The organism is Cryobacterium flavum, from assembly GCF_900103805.1.
Lineage (GTDB): Bacteria > Actinomycetota > Actinomycetes > Actinomycetales > Microbacteriaceae > Cryobacterium > Cryobacterium flavum.
Window position 1 is genome coordinate 18964 of sequence record NZ_FNIB01000003.1, and the last position, 16654, is coordinate 35617.

13 protein-coding genes, 1 pseudogene and 1 riboswitch are annotated in these 16654 nt (G+C 62.6%); of the genes and pseudogenes, 7 read left to right on the forward strand and 7 right to left on the reverse strand.

Features of this window, described 5'->3' with window-relative positions; all coding sequences use genetic code 11:
- Positions 1 to 82: 82 nt before the first annotated feature.
- The 6 genes and pseudogenes from BLS91_RS04380 to BLS91_RS04405 all read left to right on the forward strand — a co-directional run bounded on the left by BLS91_RS04380 (position 83) and on the right by BLS91_RS04405 (position 5439).
- Complete coding sequence (locus tag BLS91_RS04380; RefSeq protein ID WP_092339539.1) at positions 83 to 1195, forward strand: lipocalin-like domain-containing protein; 1113 nt, start codon at positions 83 to 85, stop codon at positions 1193 to 1195.
- 361 nt (positions 1196 to 1556) lie between these two features.
- Complete coding sequence (locus tag BLS91_RS04385) at positions 1557 to 2126, forward strand: RNA polymerase sigma factor (RefSeq protein ID WP_092339540.1); 570 nt, start codon at positions 1557 to 1559, stop codon at positions 2124 to 2126.
- Positions 2113 to 2721 carry a hypothetical protein gene (locus tag BLS91_RS04390; RefSeq protein WP_092339541.1) on the forward strand — a complete coding sequence of 203 codons (609 nt, stop codon included), beginning with the start codon at positions 2113 to 2115 and terminating at the stop codon, positions 2719 to 2721. The genes BLS91_RS04385 and BLS91_RS04390 overlap by 14 nt, the downstream gene beginning before the upstream one ends.
- 460 nt (positions 2722 to 3181) lie before the next feature.
- Positions 3182 to 3469, forward strand: a pseudogene (locus BLS91_RS04395) (NAD-binding protein); the annotation flags it as partial.
- Between the two features lie 85 nt (positions 3470 to 3554).
- On the forward strand, positions 3555 to 4220 hold the full coding sequence (locus BLS91_RS04400) for an SDR family NAD(P)-dependent oxidoreductase (RefSeq protein ID WP_092339542.1): 666 nt from the start codon (positions 3555 to 3557) through the stop codon (positions 4218 to 4220).
- 297 nt (positions 4221 to 4517) lie between these two features.
- Positions 4518 to 4618, forward strand: a riboswitch (TPP riboswitch).
- A 56-nt stretch (positions 4619 to 4674) separates the two neighbouring features.
- Positions 4675 to 5439, forward strand: coding sequence for a 3-oxoacyl-ACP reductase (locus BLS91_RS04405; RefSeq protein WP_092339842.1), 765 nt, complete (start codon positions 4675 to 4677; stop codon positions 5437 to 5439).
- A gap of 159 nt (positions 5440 to 5598) precedes the next feature.
- Here the strand turns inward: BLS91_RS04405 and BLS91_RS04410 are convergent, their stop codons facing one another.
- Entirely contained in the window at positions 5599 to 6654 is a 1056-nt protein-coding gene (locus BLS91_RS04410; protein ID WP_092339543.1) for a bile acid:sodium symporter family protein, read from the reverse strand.
- 850 nt (positions 6655 to 7504) lie between these two features.
- Here BLS91_RS04410 and BLS91_RS04415 point away from each other — a divergent pair.
- Positions 7505 to 9418 (forward strand): ABC transporter ATP-binding protein, encoded by a 1914-nt coding sequence (locus BLS91_RS04415; RefSeq protein WP_092339544.1) that lies wholly within the window; start codon positions 7505 to 7507, stop codon positions 9416 to 9418.
- A gap of 110 nt (positions 9419 to 9528) precedes the next feature.
- Here the strand turns inward: BLS91_RS04415 and BLS91_RS04420 are convergent, their stop codons facing one another.
- The 6 genes from BLS91_RS04420 to BLS91_RS04445 all read right to left on the reverse strand — a co-directional run bounded on the left by BLS91_RS04420 (position 9529) and on the right by BLS91_RS04445 (position 16141).
- Positions 9529 to 9996 (reverse strand): SRPBCC family protein, encoded by a 468-nt coding sequence (locus tag BLS91_RS04420; RefSeq protein ID WP_092339545.1) that lies wholly within the window; start codon positions 9994 to 9996, stop codon positions 9529 to 9531.
- Between the two features lie 100 nt (positions 9997 to 10096).
- Entirely contained in the window at positions 10097 to 10549 is a 453-nt protein-coding gene (locus BLS91_RS04425; RefSeq protein WP_241983051.1) for a hypothetical protein, read from the reverse strand.
- 286 nt (positions 10550 to 10835) lie between these two features.
- Positions 10836 to 11369, reverse strand: a complete 534-nt coding sequence (locus BLS91_RS04430; protein WP_134505201.1) for a hypothetical protein — start codon at positions 11367 to 11369, stop codon at positions 10836 to 10838.
- Positions 11370 to 11401: 32 nt separating this feature from the next.
- On the reverse strand, positions 11402 to 13819 hold the full coding sequence (locus tag BLS91_RS04435) for an AAA family ATPase (protein WP_159433821.1): 2418 nt from the start codon (positions 13817 to 13819) through the stop codon (positions 11402 to 11404).
- A complete protein-coding gene (locus BLS91_RS19515) occupies positions 13809 to 14150 on the reverse strand; it encodes a hypothetical protein (RefSeq protein ID WP_134505200.1) in 342 nt (113 codons plus the stop codon). The genes BLS91_RS04435 and BLS91_RS19515 overlap by 11 nt, the downstream gene beginning before the upstream one ends.
- 230 nt (positions 14151 to 14380) lie before the next feature.
- The gene (locus tag BLS91_RS04445; RefSeq protein WP_159433822.1) at positions 14381 to 16141 is read right to left on the reverse strand and encodes an SIR2 family protein; all 1761 of its coding nucleotides are present in this window, start codon (positions 16139 to 16141) and stop codon (positions 14381 to 14383) included.
- Positions 16142 to 16654 lie beyond the last annotated feature (513 nt).

Genomic DNA, 16654 nt, shown 5'->3' on the forward strand with positions numbered 1-16654 from the left:
TGAGGCCTGTCCTTGTTGCATGCTCGGCGGCATGCGCGTATTGAGTCCGGTGTATACCTAGGTCATCGATAGAAGGAGCGCCATGACCACTACGAGTGCTGGCCAGAAGCGAGTGCGTCTGGCCGCCGACCCGGCTGATTTCGCTCGGCTCGGCCTCAACCCGCTCAGCACGGCGCAATTCGAAGACGGTCTGCGCACCGACCCGAACCGCCGTGGGTCGTACGAGTGGTGGTATTTCGACGCGAGTCTCGACGATGGTGCCAAGCTCGTCGTGGGCTTCTACACGAAGAACCCCGCGACGCCGGGCACCCGCCTGGCTCCGTTCGTGAACATAAACCTCGACCTGCCCGATGGACGGTCGTTCGAGAGGACTTTCGCGGCCGATCCCGAGCAGTTCAGTGCCTCCACCGACGGCTGCGATGTGCGCATCGGCGACCATCGCTTCAGCGGTGATCTACAGACCTACCGGGTGAGCGCATCCGTCGAGAACGTCACGGTGAACGTGACGCTCAACGGCACGGTGCCGGCCTGGCGGCCCGCGACCGGCTACGAGATGTTCGCCTGCAACGGCGTGGAGAAGACGTTCGCCTGGTTTGTGGCGGTGCCGAACGGGCGCGTCGACGCCGAGTACTCGGTCGACGGGCAGGTCGTCAAAACCACGGGGGTTGGCTACCACGATCACAACTGGGGCGATGCGCCTCTGCGTGAACTCATGCACAACTGGTATTGGGGACGCGCGCAGGTGGGGCCGTACAGCCTGATCGCCGCGCACATCACTGCCGAAAAGGCCTACGGCTACGAGCCGCTCACCACCCTGCATCTCGCCCGCGATGGTGTTGTCGTGGCCGACGACGGCACCAAGGTGGCGGTCACGACCGACCGTATCGGCATCGACGCTCCCTCTGGTAAGCCGGTAGCGGATATCCTCACCTACGACTACCGCGCCGGCCCCGACCGCTTCACCATCGCCTTCGAACGGGAGGAGACGCTGCTGCGCACACGATTCATCGACGTCGTGCCGCCGGCCGCGAAGCTGCTCGCGCGCCTGATGCGGTTCGACGCAGCCTACCTGCGTTTTACCGGAACCCTGGTTCTGCGCCGGTACCTCGACGATGTTCTGGTCGAGGAATACACCGAGACCAAGGCGCTCTGGGAGCTCATGTACCTGGGCAAGACCCGCCTTCCGGTGACCTGAGGGTTGTTCGCACGGCCGCAGCGCGCCCCGCAGGATCTGGGCCAGTGCGCGCGAGTTCCGCCTGGCGCGCAGCGGCGCAACTCCCGCGAAACTCTACGACGGAGTCTGCATCCCAGACGACTTGTGACGCCTTAAAGAATTGTGCCTCCCGCAGCCGGTCGGATTTGCTGAGCGAAGGACAAGGTCGATTTCATGCGAATCGAGACCTGTAGTGCCAAAGTGATTCGCATCACTTGCGAACTACACAGCTGCGGAAATAGATGAGGTTCGCTGCGACCAAACTGCCATCCAGCGAGTCGACCACGTCCGTCCTCGCATGAAATCCTCGCGCCCCTGCCGGACATGCCTCAATATGAGAGTTGTGACCGACACCGAGCGCGAAAAACGGATGCGCAACCTCGTCGCGCTCGTCGGCGACCCTGTGCGCCACTACCTGCACCGCCGCACCGACGCCGCAATGGCCGACGACGTGATCGGCGACACCCTGCTCGTGTGCTGGCGCCGCCTCGACGAGGTTCCCGACGATGCCCTCCCTTGGGCGATCGTCGTCGCTCGACAGTGCCTCAGCAACGCCCAACGCGCCGAGCGTCGCCGCACCCGTCTCATCGGCCGCATCATCGCCATCGACCCGCCGCCGGCCGCTACGGACGAGAACCCCGCAGCATCCACCGTCGATGAAGGCACCGCCGTGGCGGCCCGCGTGACCGCAGCCCTCGCCGGCTTGCGTCGAAACGATGCCGAGATCCTGCGGCTGTGGGCGTGGGACGAGTTGACGAGCCCGCAGATTGCCGTTGTGGTCGGCATCAGCGCGAACGCAGCGGCGATCCGGCTGCACCGCGCGAAGGCGCGCCTCAAGCAGGAACTACTGAAATCCGGCCACTCGACCGGACATATAACTTACGACGAAGGGAGCGACGATGCACGACGATGACCGTGCGCTGCGCGATCAGCTGCGTGCCGCCGATCCGGCCCGCGCGCTGCCCCCTGCCTCGCCGACGTGGCTCGACCACAGAATGGAGCAGATCATGACCGACCAGTCCGTTACTACCTCGACGGTCACCCCCGAGGCCCCGCGACGCGCGTTCCGGCGGTGGATGCCGGTGGCCGGCGTCGCCGCGGGCCTCGCCATCGCCGCCGCTATCGTCGTACCCCTCGTTCTCGGTGGTCCGGAACCCACTGTCGAGTCGCTGCAGCCTTCCATGGGCGGAGGCCTCGCGAGTGGCAGCTGCCTCGTGCTCGAGCCGGCGACCGTCGCGGCGCAGGAGCAGGCGTTCGCCGCGACGGTCCTGCAGATCCAGGGCAACACCGTTGTGCTGGAGGTCACGGAGCGCTTTGTCGGCGAGGTCGCCGACCGCGTGGAGGTGGCGCAGATCGACACGATGACCTCCGACTTCTCAGGCGTGCCCTTCGAGGTCGGCCAGAGCTACCTCGTCGGCGCAATCGATGGAACGATCACGGGATGCGGCGTGACCGGGGCCGACAGTGCCGAGCTTCGCGCGGTCTACGACGCAGCGTTCCCGGGCTGATCCGGGCCCGCGAGAGCGGTCGGGAACGCTGCGTGGAATCGTCCCATCGGCGTCAGACGGTGGGGAGAGGCTCACACAGCATCCGGTTGAACGAGAAATCGCTCCGGGTCGATTCAGGTGGGTACATGATGGGCGTTTGCTTGATCCTGAACCGCAACGATGGCCATAACTTGTTGTCGCGAGCGTCGGCCGCCACAGCGAGAATCACCGAGCACATAATTTTTCGGGTTCAGGCTTCCTCTGCACCAGTAAGCGCGGTCTACCCACCCGACATCGTTTTACGCCGACCATCGCGAGTTCTGGCACTACATGGACCTGATTGTCGATCCTGTCTTTATGTGCCCGATGAAGGTTAGCTCCTCGTCGAACAACAGTCCCTGCTGTTCACCCTCGCCGACATGGAGACCGAGCTGCAAGCGGCGAGAGGACTGCTTCGACGCGCGGCCTGGCGTCGGCGGCGGACTTCGCGATCGCCGAACCAATTCTTGCCACGATGGGGGCGCGCATCGTGCACTGCGGCGACCCGAGCGCCGGACAAGCCGCAAAGATCTGCAACAACATGATCCTCGGAATCTCAATGATCGCCGTCAGCGAAGCATTCGTGCTCGGTGAAAAACTGGGCCTCACCCACCAGGCGCTCTTCGATGTCGCGTCCACGGCATCCGGTCAATGCTGGGTGCTGACCACCAACTGCCCCGTTCCCGGCCCGGTACCCACCAGCCAGGCCAAGCCCGGACGCAGCGGAGCGACTTACCAATCCACGGCTCGTCACTCACGGGAGCTCACATCGCGGGTATCGGAAATTCTCGGACAGCATGGCCCTTGTACCAGCTATGACTACTATCGCAATCATCGGAGCTGGCTCAGGACTCGGGGCCGCCGTCGCGCGGCGATTCGGGGTCGAAGGCTTCACCGTCGCGCTCATCGCCCGCCACCAGGGACGCGTAGATGCCCTCGCCGCCGAACTGCTGGCCGAGGGCATCTCAGCTCACGGCTTCGTCGCCGACGTGCGCGATCCGGCCTCCATCACCCGCACTCTCGAACAGGTCGCAGAGACGCTCGGCCCGATCGAGGTACTGCAATACAGCCCGTTGCCGCAGAAGGACTTCATGCGCCCGGTTCTGGAGACCACTCCTGCCGACCTCGTGGGCCCGATCGAGTTCTCCATCTACGGACCCGTCGCCGCCGTGCACCAGGTCCTCCCCGGCATGCGTTTCCTCGGCGCTAACCGCGGCACCATCCTCTTCGTCAACGGCGGATCCGCCGTGACCCCGGGCCGCAATGTCACCGGCACGTCAATCGCATTCGCTGGACAGGCCGCCTACGCACAGCTGCTCAACGAGGCCCTCGGAGAAGAAGGAATCCAGGTCTCCCAGCTCATCATCGGCGGCCGCATCATCGCCGGCGATCCCGAGAAGGACCCGTCAGCGCTCGCTGAGCACCTCTGGAACCTCCACAGCCGTCGCGATCGCTTCCGCCACCAGATCAGCGCTGACTAGAAAGCGTCGTTCACTGTCAGGACCCGCCAGAGCCGGCACAGGTAGCCGATACGTCGATCGGTTCGGGCGGTCGCAGAATCAGATTGCAGGCGACCTCACCGGTGCCGTTCTAGGCGATCCTGCCACCACGATCGGGGTCACCGCACAAGACGTCGGTGGCGTACAGGGTACGCTGCCGGGCCAGACCGTCAAACGCGGAGTTGATGCTGAGCTCCGCGACGACACAGTCGACCAGCCCGGTTGGTTATGAGTTCAGGACGCGAATTTTCCGGTGCCAGGCGGTTGCGTATACTCGTTTTCAGCGACACGGGGTGCCGACTGCATGACGGTCGGCTGAGATGACACCCGTTGAACCTGATCTAGTTCGAACTAGCGAAGGGATGTCACGGAGAATTACGTGCACTGCTTTGGTGCCGGATCTCGTCCTTTCGCCTTACCCAAGGTGAAGAAAATCATGCAAATAGCAGAACAGATTGTCCTGGTCACTGGCGGCGCACGCGGCCTGGGTAAAAGCATCGTGCACGCTTTCGCGGCTCTGGGCGCCCGGGTGGTCATCAACTATCGCAACAGCGCCGCAGCGGCGGAAACCTTGGCTTCCGGCTATGGGCCTGAACACGCTCTTGCCGTACAGGCCGACGTCACCGACCCGGCCCAGGTCGCGGCAATGCTCACGCAGGCGCAGGCACATTTCGGCTCCAGCGTGACAACGGTGGTCAATAACGCGTTGGTCGATTTCAGCTTCAACGGCGACGCCCGCTCCGGCGCTGCCGACATCAGCTGGGACGAATTCCAGGCGCAATTCTCGGGCAGCGTCCGCGGTGCCCTGAACACAACCCAGCAGGCGCTGGCAGGCATGCGCGAGGCCGGGTTTGGCCGCATCATCAACATCGGTACCAACCTGTTTCAGAACCCGGTGGTGCCCTACCACGACTACACGGCCGCCAAGGCCGCCCTGCTCTCCCTGACCCGCACCCTCGCCTCAGACCTCGGCCCGCACAACATCGCCGTAAACATGGTCTCCGGCGGGCTGCTGCGCACCACGGATGCCAGCGCGGCTACCCCCGAGGACGTGTTCGACTTCATCGCCGCCTCCACCCCGCTACGCAGAGTGACAACCCCGGCCGAATTTGCGGATGCGGTACTCTTTTTTGCCTCCCCCTGGGCGCGGTCGGTCACCGGGCAGAACCTGGTCGTCGACGGCGGCCTGGTAATGAACTAGGGCAGCGCCGGCCAGGTCAGCCCCACACCAGCTCCACTTCAATGCGTTCCTTATGGGTTGCGGCCACCACGGCGCCGCCTGGCGGCGGCCGCAGTCGCCCATCGAGCAATTGGGAGCTGCCCGGCCCCGTTCGCGGCGTAGGTCCTCGTCCGGCAGGTACTAAAGCCCCGGGGGAGTGACCGACTTGCTAATGCTGAGACCGGGCGGCGACGGCCGGAAGTCTGCGAGGTTGACCGTGGATCCTGACGCGCGGGCGGTAACCGGCAAGGATTCGGAAATCTCATCGGACGGTAGATCCTTGCGCGCCCAGTAGCTGGCGAGCACCGAACCCGATACGTTATGCCAGACCGAGAAAATTGCCGCTGGCAGCGCGGCTACCGGGTTGAAATGCGCCACGGCTAGGGCGGCAGCCAGGCCGGAGTTCTGCATGCCCACCTCGAAGCTGAGAGCTCGGCGACTGGCGACCGGAAGCCCGAACAGACGCCCAATGTAGTACCCAAGCGTCAGTCCGAGGGAGTTGTGCAGGATCACGGCGACGACCACGAGCACGCCAATCGACAACAGCGTGGAGGCACTGGCGGCGATGACGGCCGCAACCACGACGGTGATGCCGGCTACCGACAGCAGCGGCAAAACATCGAGAAAACGCTCTACCAGGCGCGGCACGATCATGCGCAGCACGAGCCCGAGCACTACCGGAACCAGCACGATCTGCACAATCGACACGAACAAAGCGCCAGCATTGACGGGCAGGGACTCTCCCACGAGTACCAGCACGAGCAGCGGCGTCAGCACGGGGGCCAGCAAAGTCGAAACGGACGTCATCGCCACAGACAACGCGGTATCGCCCTTAGAGAGGTAGACCATCACGTTGGACGCTGTACCTCCGGGCACAGAACCGACCAAAATCATGCCAGCCGTCAGCATGGGCGAAAGCCCCAGCGCGACGGCAATCCCGAAGCCGATCAACGGCATCACGAAGAACTGGGCCGCAACGCCCAGCAGTAGCGCCCACGGCCGCCTGGCAATAATCGCGAAGTCAACCGGGCGCAGCGTCATACCCATTCCCAGCATGATCACGGCAAGTAGCCATGGGATCGCCACGGTCAGGCCGGAAAATGCGTCGGGGACAGCAAGCGCCAACGCTCCCGCAGCCAAAACAATAACGGCGAACCAACGCCCGACGAATGCGCTGACAGTTCTGATGCGGTCCATGATGAAACCATACCCACAATGGGCAGAAACCTCATGGCCGGCAGGTGCGATTGTGAACAGGAAGCGCGAACAGTTTGCCCACGATTCTGACCGGTTTCAATACGACAAACATGCCGCCTGCGCAACCTCACTTCTCAAAGCTGGCATCTGAACCCCTTGCAGAGCCGCCGGCCTGGTTCGGGTACACGCCGAGCGAGATTAGGTGTGTGCTCCCGTTCGAGGTGGTGAGCTCCACACAGGGATAGTTCTCTTCCGGCGCGATTCCCCCTGGGATAGGCGTCGCGACGAGTGACCTGATGAGCACAGTTAGTCGGTGCGCTGGGACGCCGCTTAAACCAGAAATCGCTCCTGAGAATCCTCAGGAGCGATTTCTTTTTTGTTTCGACCGGGCCGTTTCGTGAACAGTTTCGCGAACGGCCCTTTTGGTCGGGCTGACAGGATTCGAACCTGCGACCCCTTGGAGGTTCTAGGCTTAATTCTGTCATCGCCGAATGTCCCCGAAAACCCGCGGATTCCTTTGTGTTTACAGGGAACCGGGCGGTTCGCTGCCTCCAATTGTACGTCATCGTTTTGGGTCATTTAGTGATGAATGTGATGGGTAAATGATGACCTTGTGAACCGCTTTTGGCGGGCGCACAGTCGTGGAATGACGGCGGCCCTGACGCGGTCCATGAGGCTGACCGGCGCACCGCGCATCGCCTCGGCAGCCGAGTTGCAAACCCCGCCCACGCGCTCGTTGCCGGCCGAGCCGTTTCATGAAAGAAGCCCCGGTGCGTCGCCGCTGGGGAGAACCCCGAGGTCGGGCAACTCGCCACCTAAACTTGGCCTAGTACGAGCGAAAGGAACCACCATGAGCATGGAAGGCGCGGCCTGGAGCTCGCTGCACAAGATCTCGAGCGCCAGGGACAGCAAACACGGCTTCTCCCGTGAGTCCGTGCGGCGGATCATGACGTTCGCGGTGCCCTACCGGTCCAAGCTGCTGATCTTCATCACCCTCTCCACCGTGGGAGCTTTCCTCGCGGTCGCGACGCCGGTACTCGCCGGCCAGGTGATCGACGTCATCGTCGCCCAAGGCGCGGTCACCACAATCGTGTGGCTCGCCGTCGTCATCGCCCTCGTGGCCGTGGCCGACGCCGCCGTGTCACTCGTGACGCGCTGGTACTCGGCGCGGATCGGTGAAGGCGTGATCCTCGACCTCCGCACCGCCGTCTTCAACCACGTGCAGAAGATGCCGATCGCGTTCTTCACCCGCACACGAACGGGCGCCCTCGTGAGCCGCCTCAACAACGATGTGATCGGCGCTCAGCAGGCCTTCAGCGGCACGCTGTCCGGCGTGGTCACGAACGTCGTGGCGCTAATCCTCACCCTGATCGTCATGCTCAGCACGTCCTGGCTCGTGACGGTTCTCGCCGTGATCATGCTCCCCATCTTCCTGGTACCCGCCCGCCGCATGGGAAGCCGCCTCGCCGCGCTCCGCCGCGAGGCCGCCGACCACAATTCCGCCATGAGCACGCAGATGACCGAGCGCTTCTCAGCGCCCGGCGCCACCCTCGTCAAGCTGTTCGGCCGGCCCGACGAGGAGGCCGAGGAGTTCCGCGTCCGCGCCGCCCGTGTCCGCGACATCGGTGTGCGCGCCGCAATGCTGCAGTTCGTCTTCTACACCGCCCTGATGCTCGTCTCCGCTCTCGCCCTCGCGCTCGTGTACGGGCTCGGCGGCGCCCTCGCACTAGCCGGCCAGCTGAATACCGGCGACGTGGTCACCCTGGCGCTTCTCCTCACCCGCCTCTACGCGCCGCTCACCGGCCTCGCAAACGCACGGGTGGAGATCATGAGCGCGGTGGTCAGCTTCGAGCGCGTCTTCGAGGTGCTCGACCTTGACCCGCTCATCAAGGAGAAGCCCGACGCCGTCGTCGTTCCCGAAGGCCCGGTGGCCGTCGAGTTCGACAACGTGCGCTTCGCCTACCCGTCCGCGGACAAGGTGTCTCTCGCCTCTCTCGAGGAGGTTTCCACATTGGATACCCGCGGCGGCGAGGAGGTGCTGCACGGCGTGTCGTTCAGGATCGAGCCGGGTCAGACCGTTGCCCTCGTTGGTTCGTCCGGTGCCGGCAAATCCACGATTGCGCAGCTCCTTTCGCGCCTGTACGACGTCGACAGCGGCGCCGTGCGCCTCGCGGGGGCGGATGTCCGCGATGTCACGTTCGCCTCCCTGCGGCACACCCTGGGAATGGTGACGCAAGACGGCCACCTGTTCCACGAGACCATCCTCTCCAATCTGCGCCTCGCGAGGCCGGAAGCGTCCGACGATGAGGTGTGGGACGCCGTCCGGCGTGCGCGGCTCGAGCCGCTCATCCGGTCCCTGCCCGACCAGCTGAACACCATGGTGGGCGAGCGTGGCTACCGATTGTCCGGGGGTGAGCGCCAGCGGATGACCATCGCGAGGCTCCTGCTCGCCCAGCCGCGCGTCGTCATCCTCGACGAGGCGACGGCGGCGCTGGACTCGACGTCTGAGGCCGCCGTGCAGGCGGCGCTCAGCGAGGCGCTCAAGGGACGGACAGCGATGGTGATCGCACACCGCCTCTCCACCATCCGCAGCGCGGACCTGATCCTCGTGGTTGAGGACGGCTCGATCGTGGAGCGCGGTACGCACGAGGAACTGCTGGCTGTGCGTGGGCGGTACGAGGAATTGCACCGGACCCAGTTCGCCGTGCAGAAGAATGTTGCGGCCGATGCGGATGCGGATGCGGAGGCGCTAAGCGGGATCTAGTTACTGAGCACTTCGCCACCATGCGGTCCGGCGCCTGAGCCGGACGACCGACGAGTCGGTGGCGCTGGTAATCACGGCCGCGTAACCGACTCCGGCCCGGTGGCCTCACGTCAAGCGCGGGCGGAGCGCGACGTGAGTTGGCGAAGGGTGGCTTCGATGCCGGCGGCGTTCTGCCGGGGAAAGCCGAGCAGCTCGTAGACCTTTCCCTGAACGGCTGGGACGGTGCTGTAGTCAAACGTCTCGGTAACGCGCGTAGACGTGGGCGTGAGCGGCGTGAGTTCCCAGCGCCACCGGTGTCCCGCGGGGTGACGCCACTCTACAAGCCGACCGTCTTCGATGCGCGTCACCGTGCTGGTGATGCGATACGGGACGCCGAACTGCTTCATCGCTACCGAGAATTTTGCGCCCTGGGTGAGCCGCCGCGGTCCCGACACCGTACCGCCGACGGTGCCCGAGCCGTCCAGCTCACCGTGACGGTGCGGATCAGCCACCAACGCGAAGATGTCTTCGGCCGAAGCCGGCACCTCAACAGTGCGCGCGATTTGGCGAGGCCCTTGCTCAACCTGTTCGACCGTCATACTGCTCAGCCTAGGTGGGGGCTGTCTCTTAGACGGTGTTTCCGGCCTGACGCGCTGCACGTGGGTTTTTCAGGAGCGGCGTCGATGCAACGAATTGCCGCTACGCGGGGTCAACAAGGGCGCCGTCATCCTCGTCGCCCCAAGACTCAACAAGCGTGATTCGCCCGCGCGAATCGCGAATCGAAAGCACGAGCGCAATGATCGCGGTCGCGATTCCGATAACGCCCAGGGGGTTCGCGATACCAAGAGCGATATCCAACGCAGGCTGTGTGGGTCCGCTGATGATTGTCTGCAAACCGCGAGGTGTTGAATCTGGAAGCGTGAGTCCCAACAAGAGTCCGCTAACGCCTGATGCAAGGAAAAACGCGTATGTTATCGCGCGAGTTTCGAACCCTCGACGTGCCGTGCGTCGTACCGCGAGCCCCGTGAACACCAGCAAGGCGGCAAAAATCACACCCAGCGTCGCCGCGTAGATGATGGTGAGGTCGCCACCGATCCCGAAGAGGTGGCGGCCGAAAGAAATCCACGCGGCCACCGCGATACCAGCAACCACGACCACGCCACCCATGTGCCCTGAGCGCGAGGCACCAGGCGTCGCGCGAACTCGAATTACGCTGTACGTCATCACGCGCTCTCAATCACTGTGCTCGTTACAACCGTAGCCATGGAAGTGCTTGCGCGTGCGCACCTCCACAGATGGACAAGCCCGCGAACCGCGAAATAAATGCGACGCTATCCGACAACACACCCTTACATGCTTTCTCTAGACGGAATCTAGCAAGATGCCGCAAGCCTGAGTTTCATCCTTTCCGTGCTCCGGTACCGCGATGATCTCGGCGTCAGCGGCGCGGCCGGCTTGCGCGCTCAGCAGCATTCTGAATGGCGCGGTTCAAGTCGACGATCAAACGCAGTGCGGGAGCCCACTTGTTATCCAGCAGCAATGTGTCCGAGCGGACCAACCCATTCAGAGCGGCGAGGACATTCGCGACCGCCCGGGGTGATCCGCAGACCTGTCGGATGCACTCGGTGATGTCGTGCCCTTCATCGATGGTCCGAATCTTCTCAACCGTCTTCACGACAGTACGGTCAACAATTCGCACGTGAAATGCCTCCGGTTTACGGGCCCGTCTGTCGTCGTACGCTGCTTTGCGGCAGCCGGGTCCACAAAAGACGCGCGGTCGTCCGGTGCTCGCGGCCGGCGTCAGCGCCGCGCCACACCGGACGCACTGGGTCATAGTCATCCGCCGGATGGTGAATTTCTGCAGGTCGCTCATACTCAGGAGGAGCGCCAGGCTGCACCGTTTCGTCACCGACGAAACAGCCGGGTCCTCGATCTGCAAGAGGCGTGGCAATTCAAAGTCGGGATTCTTCAAGATCGCTCGGGGCGCCGCCTCCCGGCGAGCTGCTAGTTGGCGATCGCGACGTCTGGCGTCCAGAGATGGCGAGTGATGCCTTGATCCTCCTCCGTTGCGCGTTCGCCGAGCTCGATGGTGATGAGTTCGTCGCCCTCATAGGCAGGGCTTAGTTCGAGAGCCAGGTAATCGAACAGCTCGCGTTCGTGGACGGCAATGATGACTTGCCGGTTGTTTTGTTTCGAAAGGAGGCGGATGAGGCCAGCGAACTGCGCCACATGCACTTCGTCCATAGCCTGGACGGGGTCATCGAAGACGAGGCACGGAACGAGGGGTTCAACGGCTAGGTGGAGCGCGAGGAACAGGGACAGCGCTGCGGTGTTCAGGTTGCCGGCAGAGAGCATCATTTGAGGAGGACCGCTGGCCTGGCCGTTGCGGTGCGTAGTCTCCAGATTGATGTCGAATGTCTTCTTTGTGGCGCTGGGGATGCCGAAGCTTGGGATGAACCCTTCGTTCGGGGCGAGCCTGGTGAAAACAGTCTTCCAGACCTCGTTAAGCGATTCGGTGAAGACACGGTGGACGATGTTGGTGCGTGCCTGTGTTGCGGCTTCGTGGACTTCCTTCGCTACACCTTGGCGGCGCTTCGCTTCAGCGACACGATCGTCACACTGTTTCTTGTGTTCGGCGGTATCGGCGAGGCGTTGAACAGTGGCGGATTCATGTTCAAGCGCGGCCGCGAGGCGAACTGCTTCGACGCTTGCTTTCCTGTGCTGGTTGACCGTGTCGGCAAGGCGGGCAACTTGAGCTTCGGCACTTTGAAGGAGTTCGGTCGACACCGTCTGGAATGAATCGAATGTCGGAACTTCAGTGGTTCCCAGAAGACCCGCGTATTTGGCGAGCTCACTGCTGATATGAAGCTCTTCCGACGTAGCGGCCTCAAGGTCGTCGAGTGATTGTTGAAGGTCGCGCACGAGCCGGAAAAGGTCCGTCTCGTTGGACTTGGCGGCTTGGATTCCTCCGATTTGGGCGGCGAGTTCAACGAGGGTTGCGTGACGCTGTTCAACGGCCTCTCGCTGGTCGGGAGAGAGGAGCCGTGACATGAGTTGGGTGTGCTCGATTTCCGCCGTCTTCACCCGTGCCGCAAGCTGGTCGCGCGCGTTCCGCAGGTCAACAAGTAGCTGTCCGTGGCTAGTGAGCTCCGCCAGCTTTCTATCGATGTGCGCTGAGAGGCTGGGGTGACCCATTTCGGTGAAGTCACGGTCGCAGACGGGGCACCTGTTGCTGTCGTCGAGAACACTACGAACTGCAGTTAGGCTCTCGACGAGGGCACTTGAATGCTCGTGAGCATCAGCAAGCCGGGTCTGAAGCACATACAACCCAGCTCGGTCTGCATCCAGTTGCGTGCCGACCAACTCAGCCTGCGTGCGAAGGCTGGAGGCGGTCTCCAGCTCTTGGACAACCAAGTTCGTGGCGTGCTCAACGGCGATACGCGGTTCGCTGCGCAGGTTGACACCAGCAGCCTGCGCTGCCGCTTCCCACGCCTGGACTCTCGTCCCGTCCGTCGCCTCCCATGCCTCCTTGTCGGCGGTCGCAGCCGCCAGCGCAATCCGGGTCTCCTCGATTCGGTGCGTGGTCGGACGTTCGACCAGCGCTGAAATGCGACCACCCAAAGCGATGAGTTCCTGGTGGAGGGTTACCGCGGCGGCGGAATCGACACGAGTCGTGTCATTGTTAAGTGAATTCCGGACGAACTCAAGAAGGTCCACATCAGAGCCGCCTTCGGTCACCTTAGAGTCGAGTCCAGCAACGGCCTCGCGGGTCGCGGCCCTTGCGTCAGCAACTTGGGTTTGGATCTCGGCTCGCAGAGCAACGTGTTCCTTCAGCTGCATTGCTGCCGTCTTCGCTTCGCGGTCGGCCTCGTCGACGCCGACCGCAAGCTTCTTGAAGAGCCTGAAGTCATTCGCATCGCTAAGCCCGCTACGAAGAGCGTCCAGTTTCTCAAGGCCAAGGAGTTCGTTCACGAATTTCTCGAGCGCTGTCTGTTCCTTGCCTTCGCGGGCTTGGTACAGGTCGAGGAGGCGACCCAATGACGCCTGGTCCAGGTAGCACCGTTCCGCGTAAAACTTAGCAGCAGCGGCGTTGAAGGCCGGGGTGCCTTCCTGCCGAGCACCGCTCACGGTCATTGGGGTGCCGGGCGATCCCGCCTGGAAGTACTCGGCGACATCGGCTCGAACTGTTGCGTAGGACTGCCCGAGGAATGGCAGGTGCGCTTGGTAGCGATCAGAGTGACGTTCCATGCTTCGAATGCTGCCGGTTAGGGCGAGTTCTAGTGCGGACAGAACGCTAGTTTTTCCCGTACCGTTGGGGCCGTGGATAAGTACAACGGGTGCATCAAAAGGCAATTCACGAGTGCCTTCAATGCGCCGGAAGTCGGAGACCATCAGACGACGGATGGGGACGTCACTCATCATCGCCCTCCACCTCGTCGGTCCAGCCTGCTCCATCATTAGCGTACCGGCGCAAGGTTTCCCTTACTGCGTCCGTTCCGTCGGCGGCAGCCTTGACAAGCGCAATATGGTCCGACGTCGTCTTCAGCGGCCCGAGGACAGCCATCACTTCGTTGACTGGATCGCTTCCGTGAACGAGGTCTGCGTTCGGCAGCTTCAGCGGCAGGAGGACAGCAACGGCTTCTTCAATCTCCGCGGTATCGGGTGAGGAGGACTCAATGGGAAGGATGCGGGCGTAGCGCTCCAACTCGATACGATCGGAGCCGGCGACTCCGCCGAGAAGCACGAGACTCACAGGCCGACGCGACGCCGCGAGGTCTAGGGAGCGAGCTAAGCCCGCGACGAGACGTTTCAGGCGCCGACGAGGAACTTGGTCAGTCGCAATCAGAACTAAGTCATGCGAAGTGTTCGTCCCACGGGCCGCGGCCTCGAAGTCGAACTCTGTGCCGACAACAGTAAGAGGCTTCGAAAGTCGTTCGAAGCCAGCGCTTTCCAATACAGCTAGGACATCTTGAACGCTTGTCATCAGAACCCTCCCGCTAGTTTAAAAGCCTCATACAAGTCATCAGTTGAGTCGGTGTTGGTGATGTTGGATGCGACGCTGAACCGCCCGGCGCTGACTTTGCCATCACGTCCGAAGCGAGATTTCGGCGATCGGGTTTGTGCCGGGGGCTCTGCATCAGCGATGACAATCAGGGCATCCCCCTCGCTGTCGTCGAACGAACCTTCCAACTCAAGCTGCGTCAACGTCGTGGCGTCCTTTACGAAAAACACGCGGGCGCTTCGCTGGCTAGTGACCAAACGAACCACACCGTCACCGGCTGCTCTACTATCGCCCGGCACAGCTGACCACTGCCCCGACGTAAGACCGCGACCAATCAAAGCCAACGCGACGCCAAACCGCCCGAACTGTTTCGAAGGGAAATCTGCGTTAAGAACCGCCTGAGCGGCAGGACGATCCGACAACGGTTCATAGCGACCGCCACCGGGAGTCGGCATGCGCCCCGTACGAAAGACCGCCAGCGCCAGATTCGCTACATCGATAAGACGGGCAGCGAACTCCCGCTGAAACTCTAGAATCTCGGGGTATTTGAGCGCTGTCGGGTCAAAGGGGTCAGCATGGCTCGCCGCCAAGTCGCGGAGGCCAAGGAGGTCTGTCTGGAACTGCTTCACGGCCGCTGAGCCCCAGATGCTTTCAATTTCACGCCCAATCAAGAAGCTCAGTTTGTCAGTAAGTGACGACAAAACCAACGCCAGCAAAACTGGTTTACCGTAAGCACCCAGAAGTGACGAGTCCTTGATGGCGGTCCCGTTTCCTTCGAAGGTCGGGCCGTAAGTGGTCCTCAAAACGCTTTGATGATACGACTCGAGACGCTCTTCACTGAGAACAACCGCAGGCGGTGAGATCGGCCACGAACGAGCCAGATCCTGGGCCGCAGCTGCGAACACCGTGTGGAAGTTCTCGTCCTGCGCCGAGAGGCCAATCATCAACGTCAGGCGAGCCGCGTATCGCAACTCAAGCTGTTTACGCATCAGACGATTCTTCGGCTGCTCCGTCCACGCCGAAATCTGTGAGTGGCGTGCCACAAGTGCGTTACGGGATTCAGGTTCCCCGTCTCGGGCACGCACTGCGCAGCCGTGGACCTTGATCACTTCGAGACGCCTTCCAACTACACGGAAATCGTCCGGGCTAACCGCAACCCGAACCAGCGAGCCATATGCGGGGGTCAGTTCATTCAGCGCCGTCTCCAGGAGGCCGTCCCAGTTTGCCGTGACTGCTGTTTCGACCAGCCCCTCGAGCATCAGGATCGCGATGCAGTAGTGCTCTACATCAGGTTCAAGATCTGGCGATCCGTACGTGTTAGGAACATCGAGCCCTGTCCAGACAAGATAGTCATCCGGATTGTCATCACCCACGAGCACATCAAGAACGCGCGCGTAGTTCGTCACCAGAACGGAGATGACGCGGGCCTTGAGTGGCCACTCGTCGACGACAATCGAGAAATCGATCGACGCTAGTTCTTCAGGCATAAGGCCCGCGAGCCGCATCACGTCGTCGAGCGCAGTCCGGTACTCACAACCCGGCTTGCCTTCAACAATGTTGAACCGGAGGTGCTCTACGACCCGTCCGATGAGTTCGCCAACATTCGGCACTCTCTCGCGAGAGATACCCGAACCGAGCCAGAGGACGTACTGTCCCTCGTTGAAAGCGCTACTGAACGCCGAGAAGTTCGAGCCGAACCTCTCCAGAACCGCCGCAACAGTTCGTGCAGGTTCGACCGTCATCCCGTCCCCCAAGTGCGATAAGTATCCGCAGCTTGCGGAGATCCGGCACGTCCGTGCGCCTAACGCAACTCTGCCATGCATTCGCGGTGTTCGTATCGCGCTCGCTAGCAATATGTCGCGGCGGACCTCCCATTCATGCTCATTTGAGGACCATCATTCGCCGCGCTAGCTATACTGCGCCACTACCTGAGTGACACTCGGCTGATGGGAGTTCCCCGACGCCTGTCACGGACGCGGCCTGATCCATCCAGACCGAGATCTGGCGTGCCTCGAGGTCGTCCACGGAATCGAACTCCACGCCACGTGTTGCTTTGCCCACTCCCACCGGAGTCATCGGACGGACCGGCTCAAGAGGGCCGTCGATCTGAACCACGCCGTGTCCCGGTGGTGCTTCGTGCTCGGATCGCAGGCCTCGATGGATGAGGTCGATCGAGGAACGTTTGCAGATTTCTGAGAAGGTCTGGGACCAGACTTTGATGGCCGCCAGGCAGCGCACTAGGTTCCAGCGGCACC

Bases quoted from the DNA above. Each gene is read 5' to 3' on its own strand.
- BLS91_RS04380 (WP_092339539.1), top strand. From the start codon at position 83: ATGACCACTACGAGTGCTGGCCAGAAGCGAGTGCGTCTGGCCGCCGAC.
- BLS91_RS04390 (WP_092339541.1), top strand. From the start codon at position 2,113: ATGCACGACGATGACCGTGCGCTGCGCGATCAGCTGCGTGCCGCCGAT.
- BLS91_RS04435 (WP_159433821.1), bottom strand. From the start codon at position 13,819: ATGATGAGTGACGTCCCCATCCGTCGTCTGATGGTCTCCGACTTCCGG.
- BLS91_RS04400 (WP_092339542.1), top strand. From the start codon at position 3,555: ATGACTACTATCGCAATCATCGGAGCTGGCTCAGGACTCGGGGCCGCC.
- BLS91_RS04410 (WP_092339543.1), bottom strand. From the start codon at position 6,654: ATGGACCGCATCAGAACTGTCAGCGCATTCGTCGGGCGTTGGTTCGCC.
- BLS91_RS04445 (WP_159433822.1), bottom strand. From the start codon at position 16,141: ATGACGGTCGAACCTGCACGAACTGTTGCGGCGGTTCTGGAGAGGTTC.
- BLS91_RS04415 (WP_092339544.1), top strand. From the start codon at position 7,505: ATGAGCATGGAAGGCGCGGCCTGGAGCTCGCTGCACAAGATCTCGAGC.
- BLS91_RS04420 (WP_092339545.1), bottom strand. From the start codon at position 9,996: ATGACGGTCGAACAGGTTGAGCAAGGGCCTCGCCAAATCGCGCGCACT.
- BLS91_RS04405 (WP_092339842.1), top strand. From the start codon at position 4,675: ATGCAAATAGCAGAACAGATTGTCCTGGTCACTGGCGGCGCACGCGGC.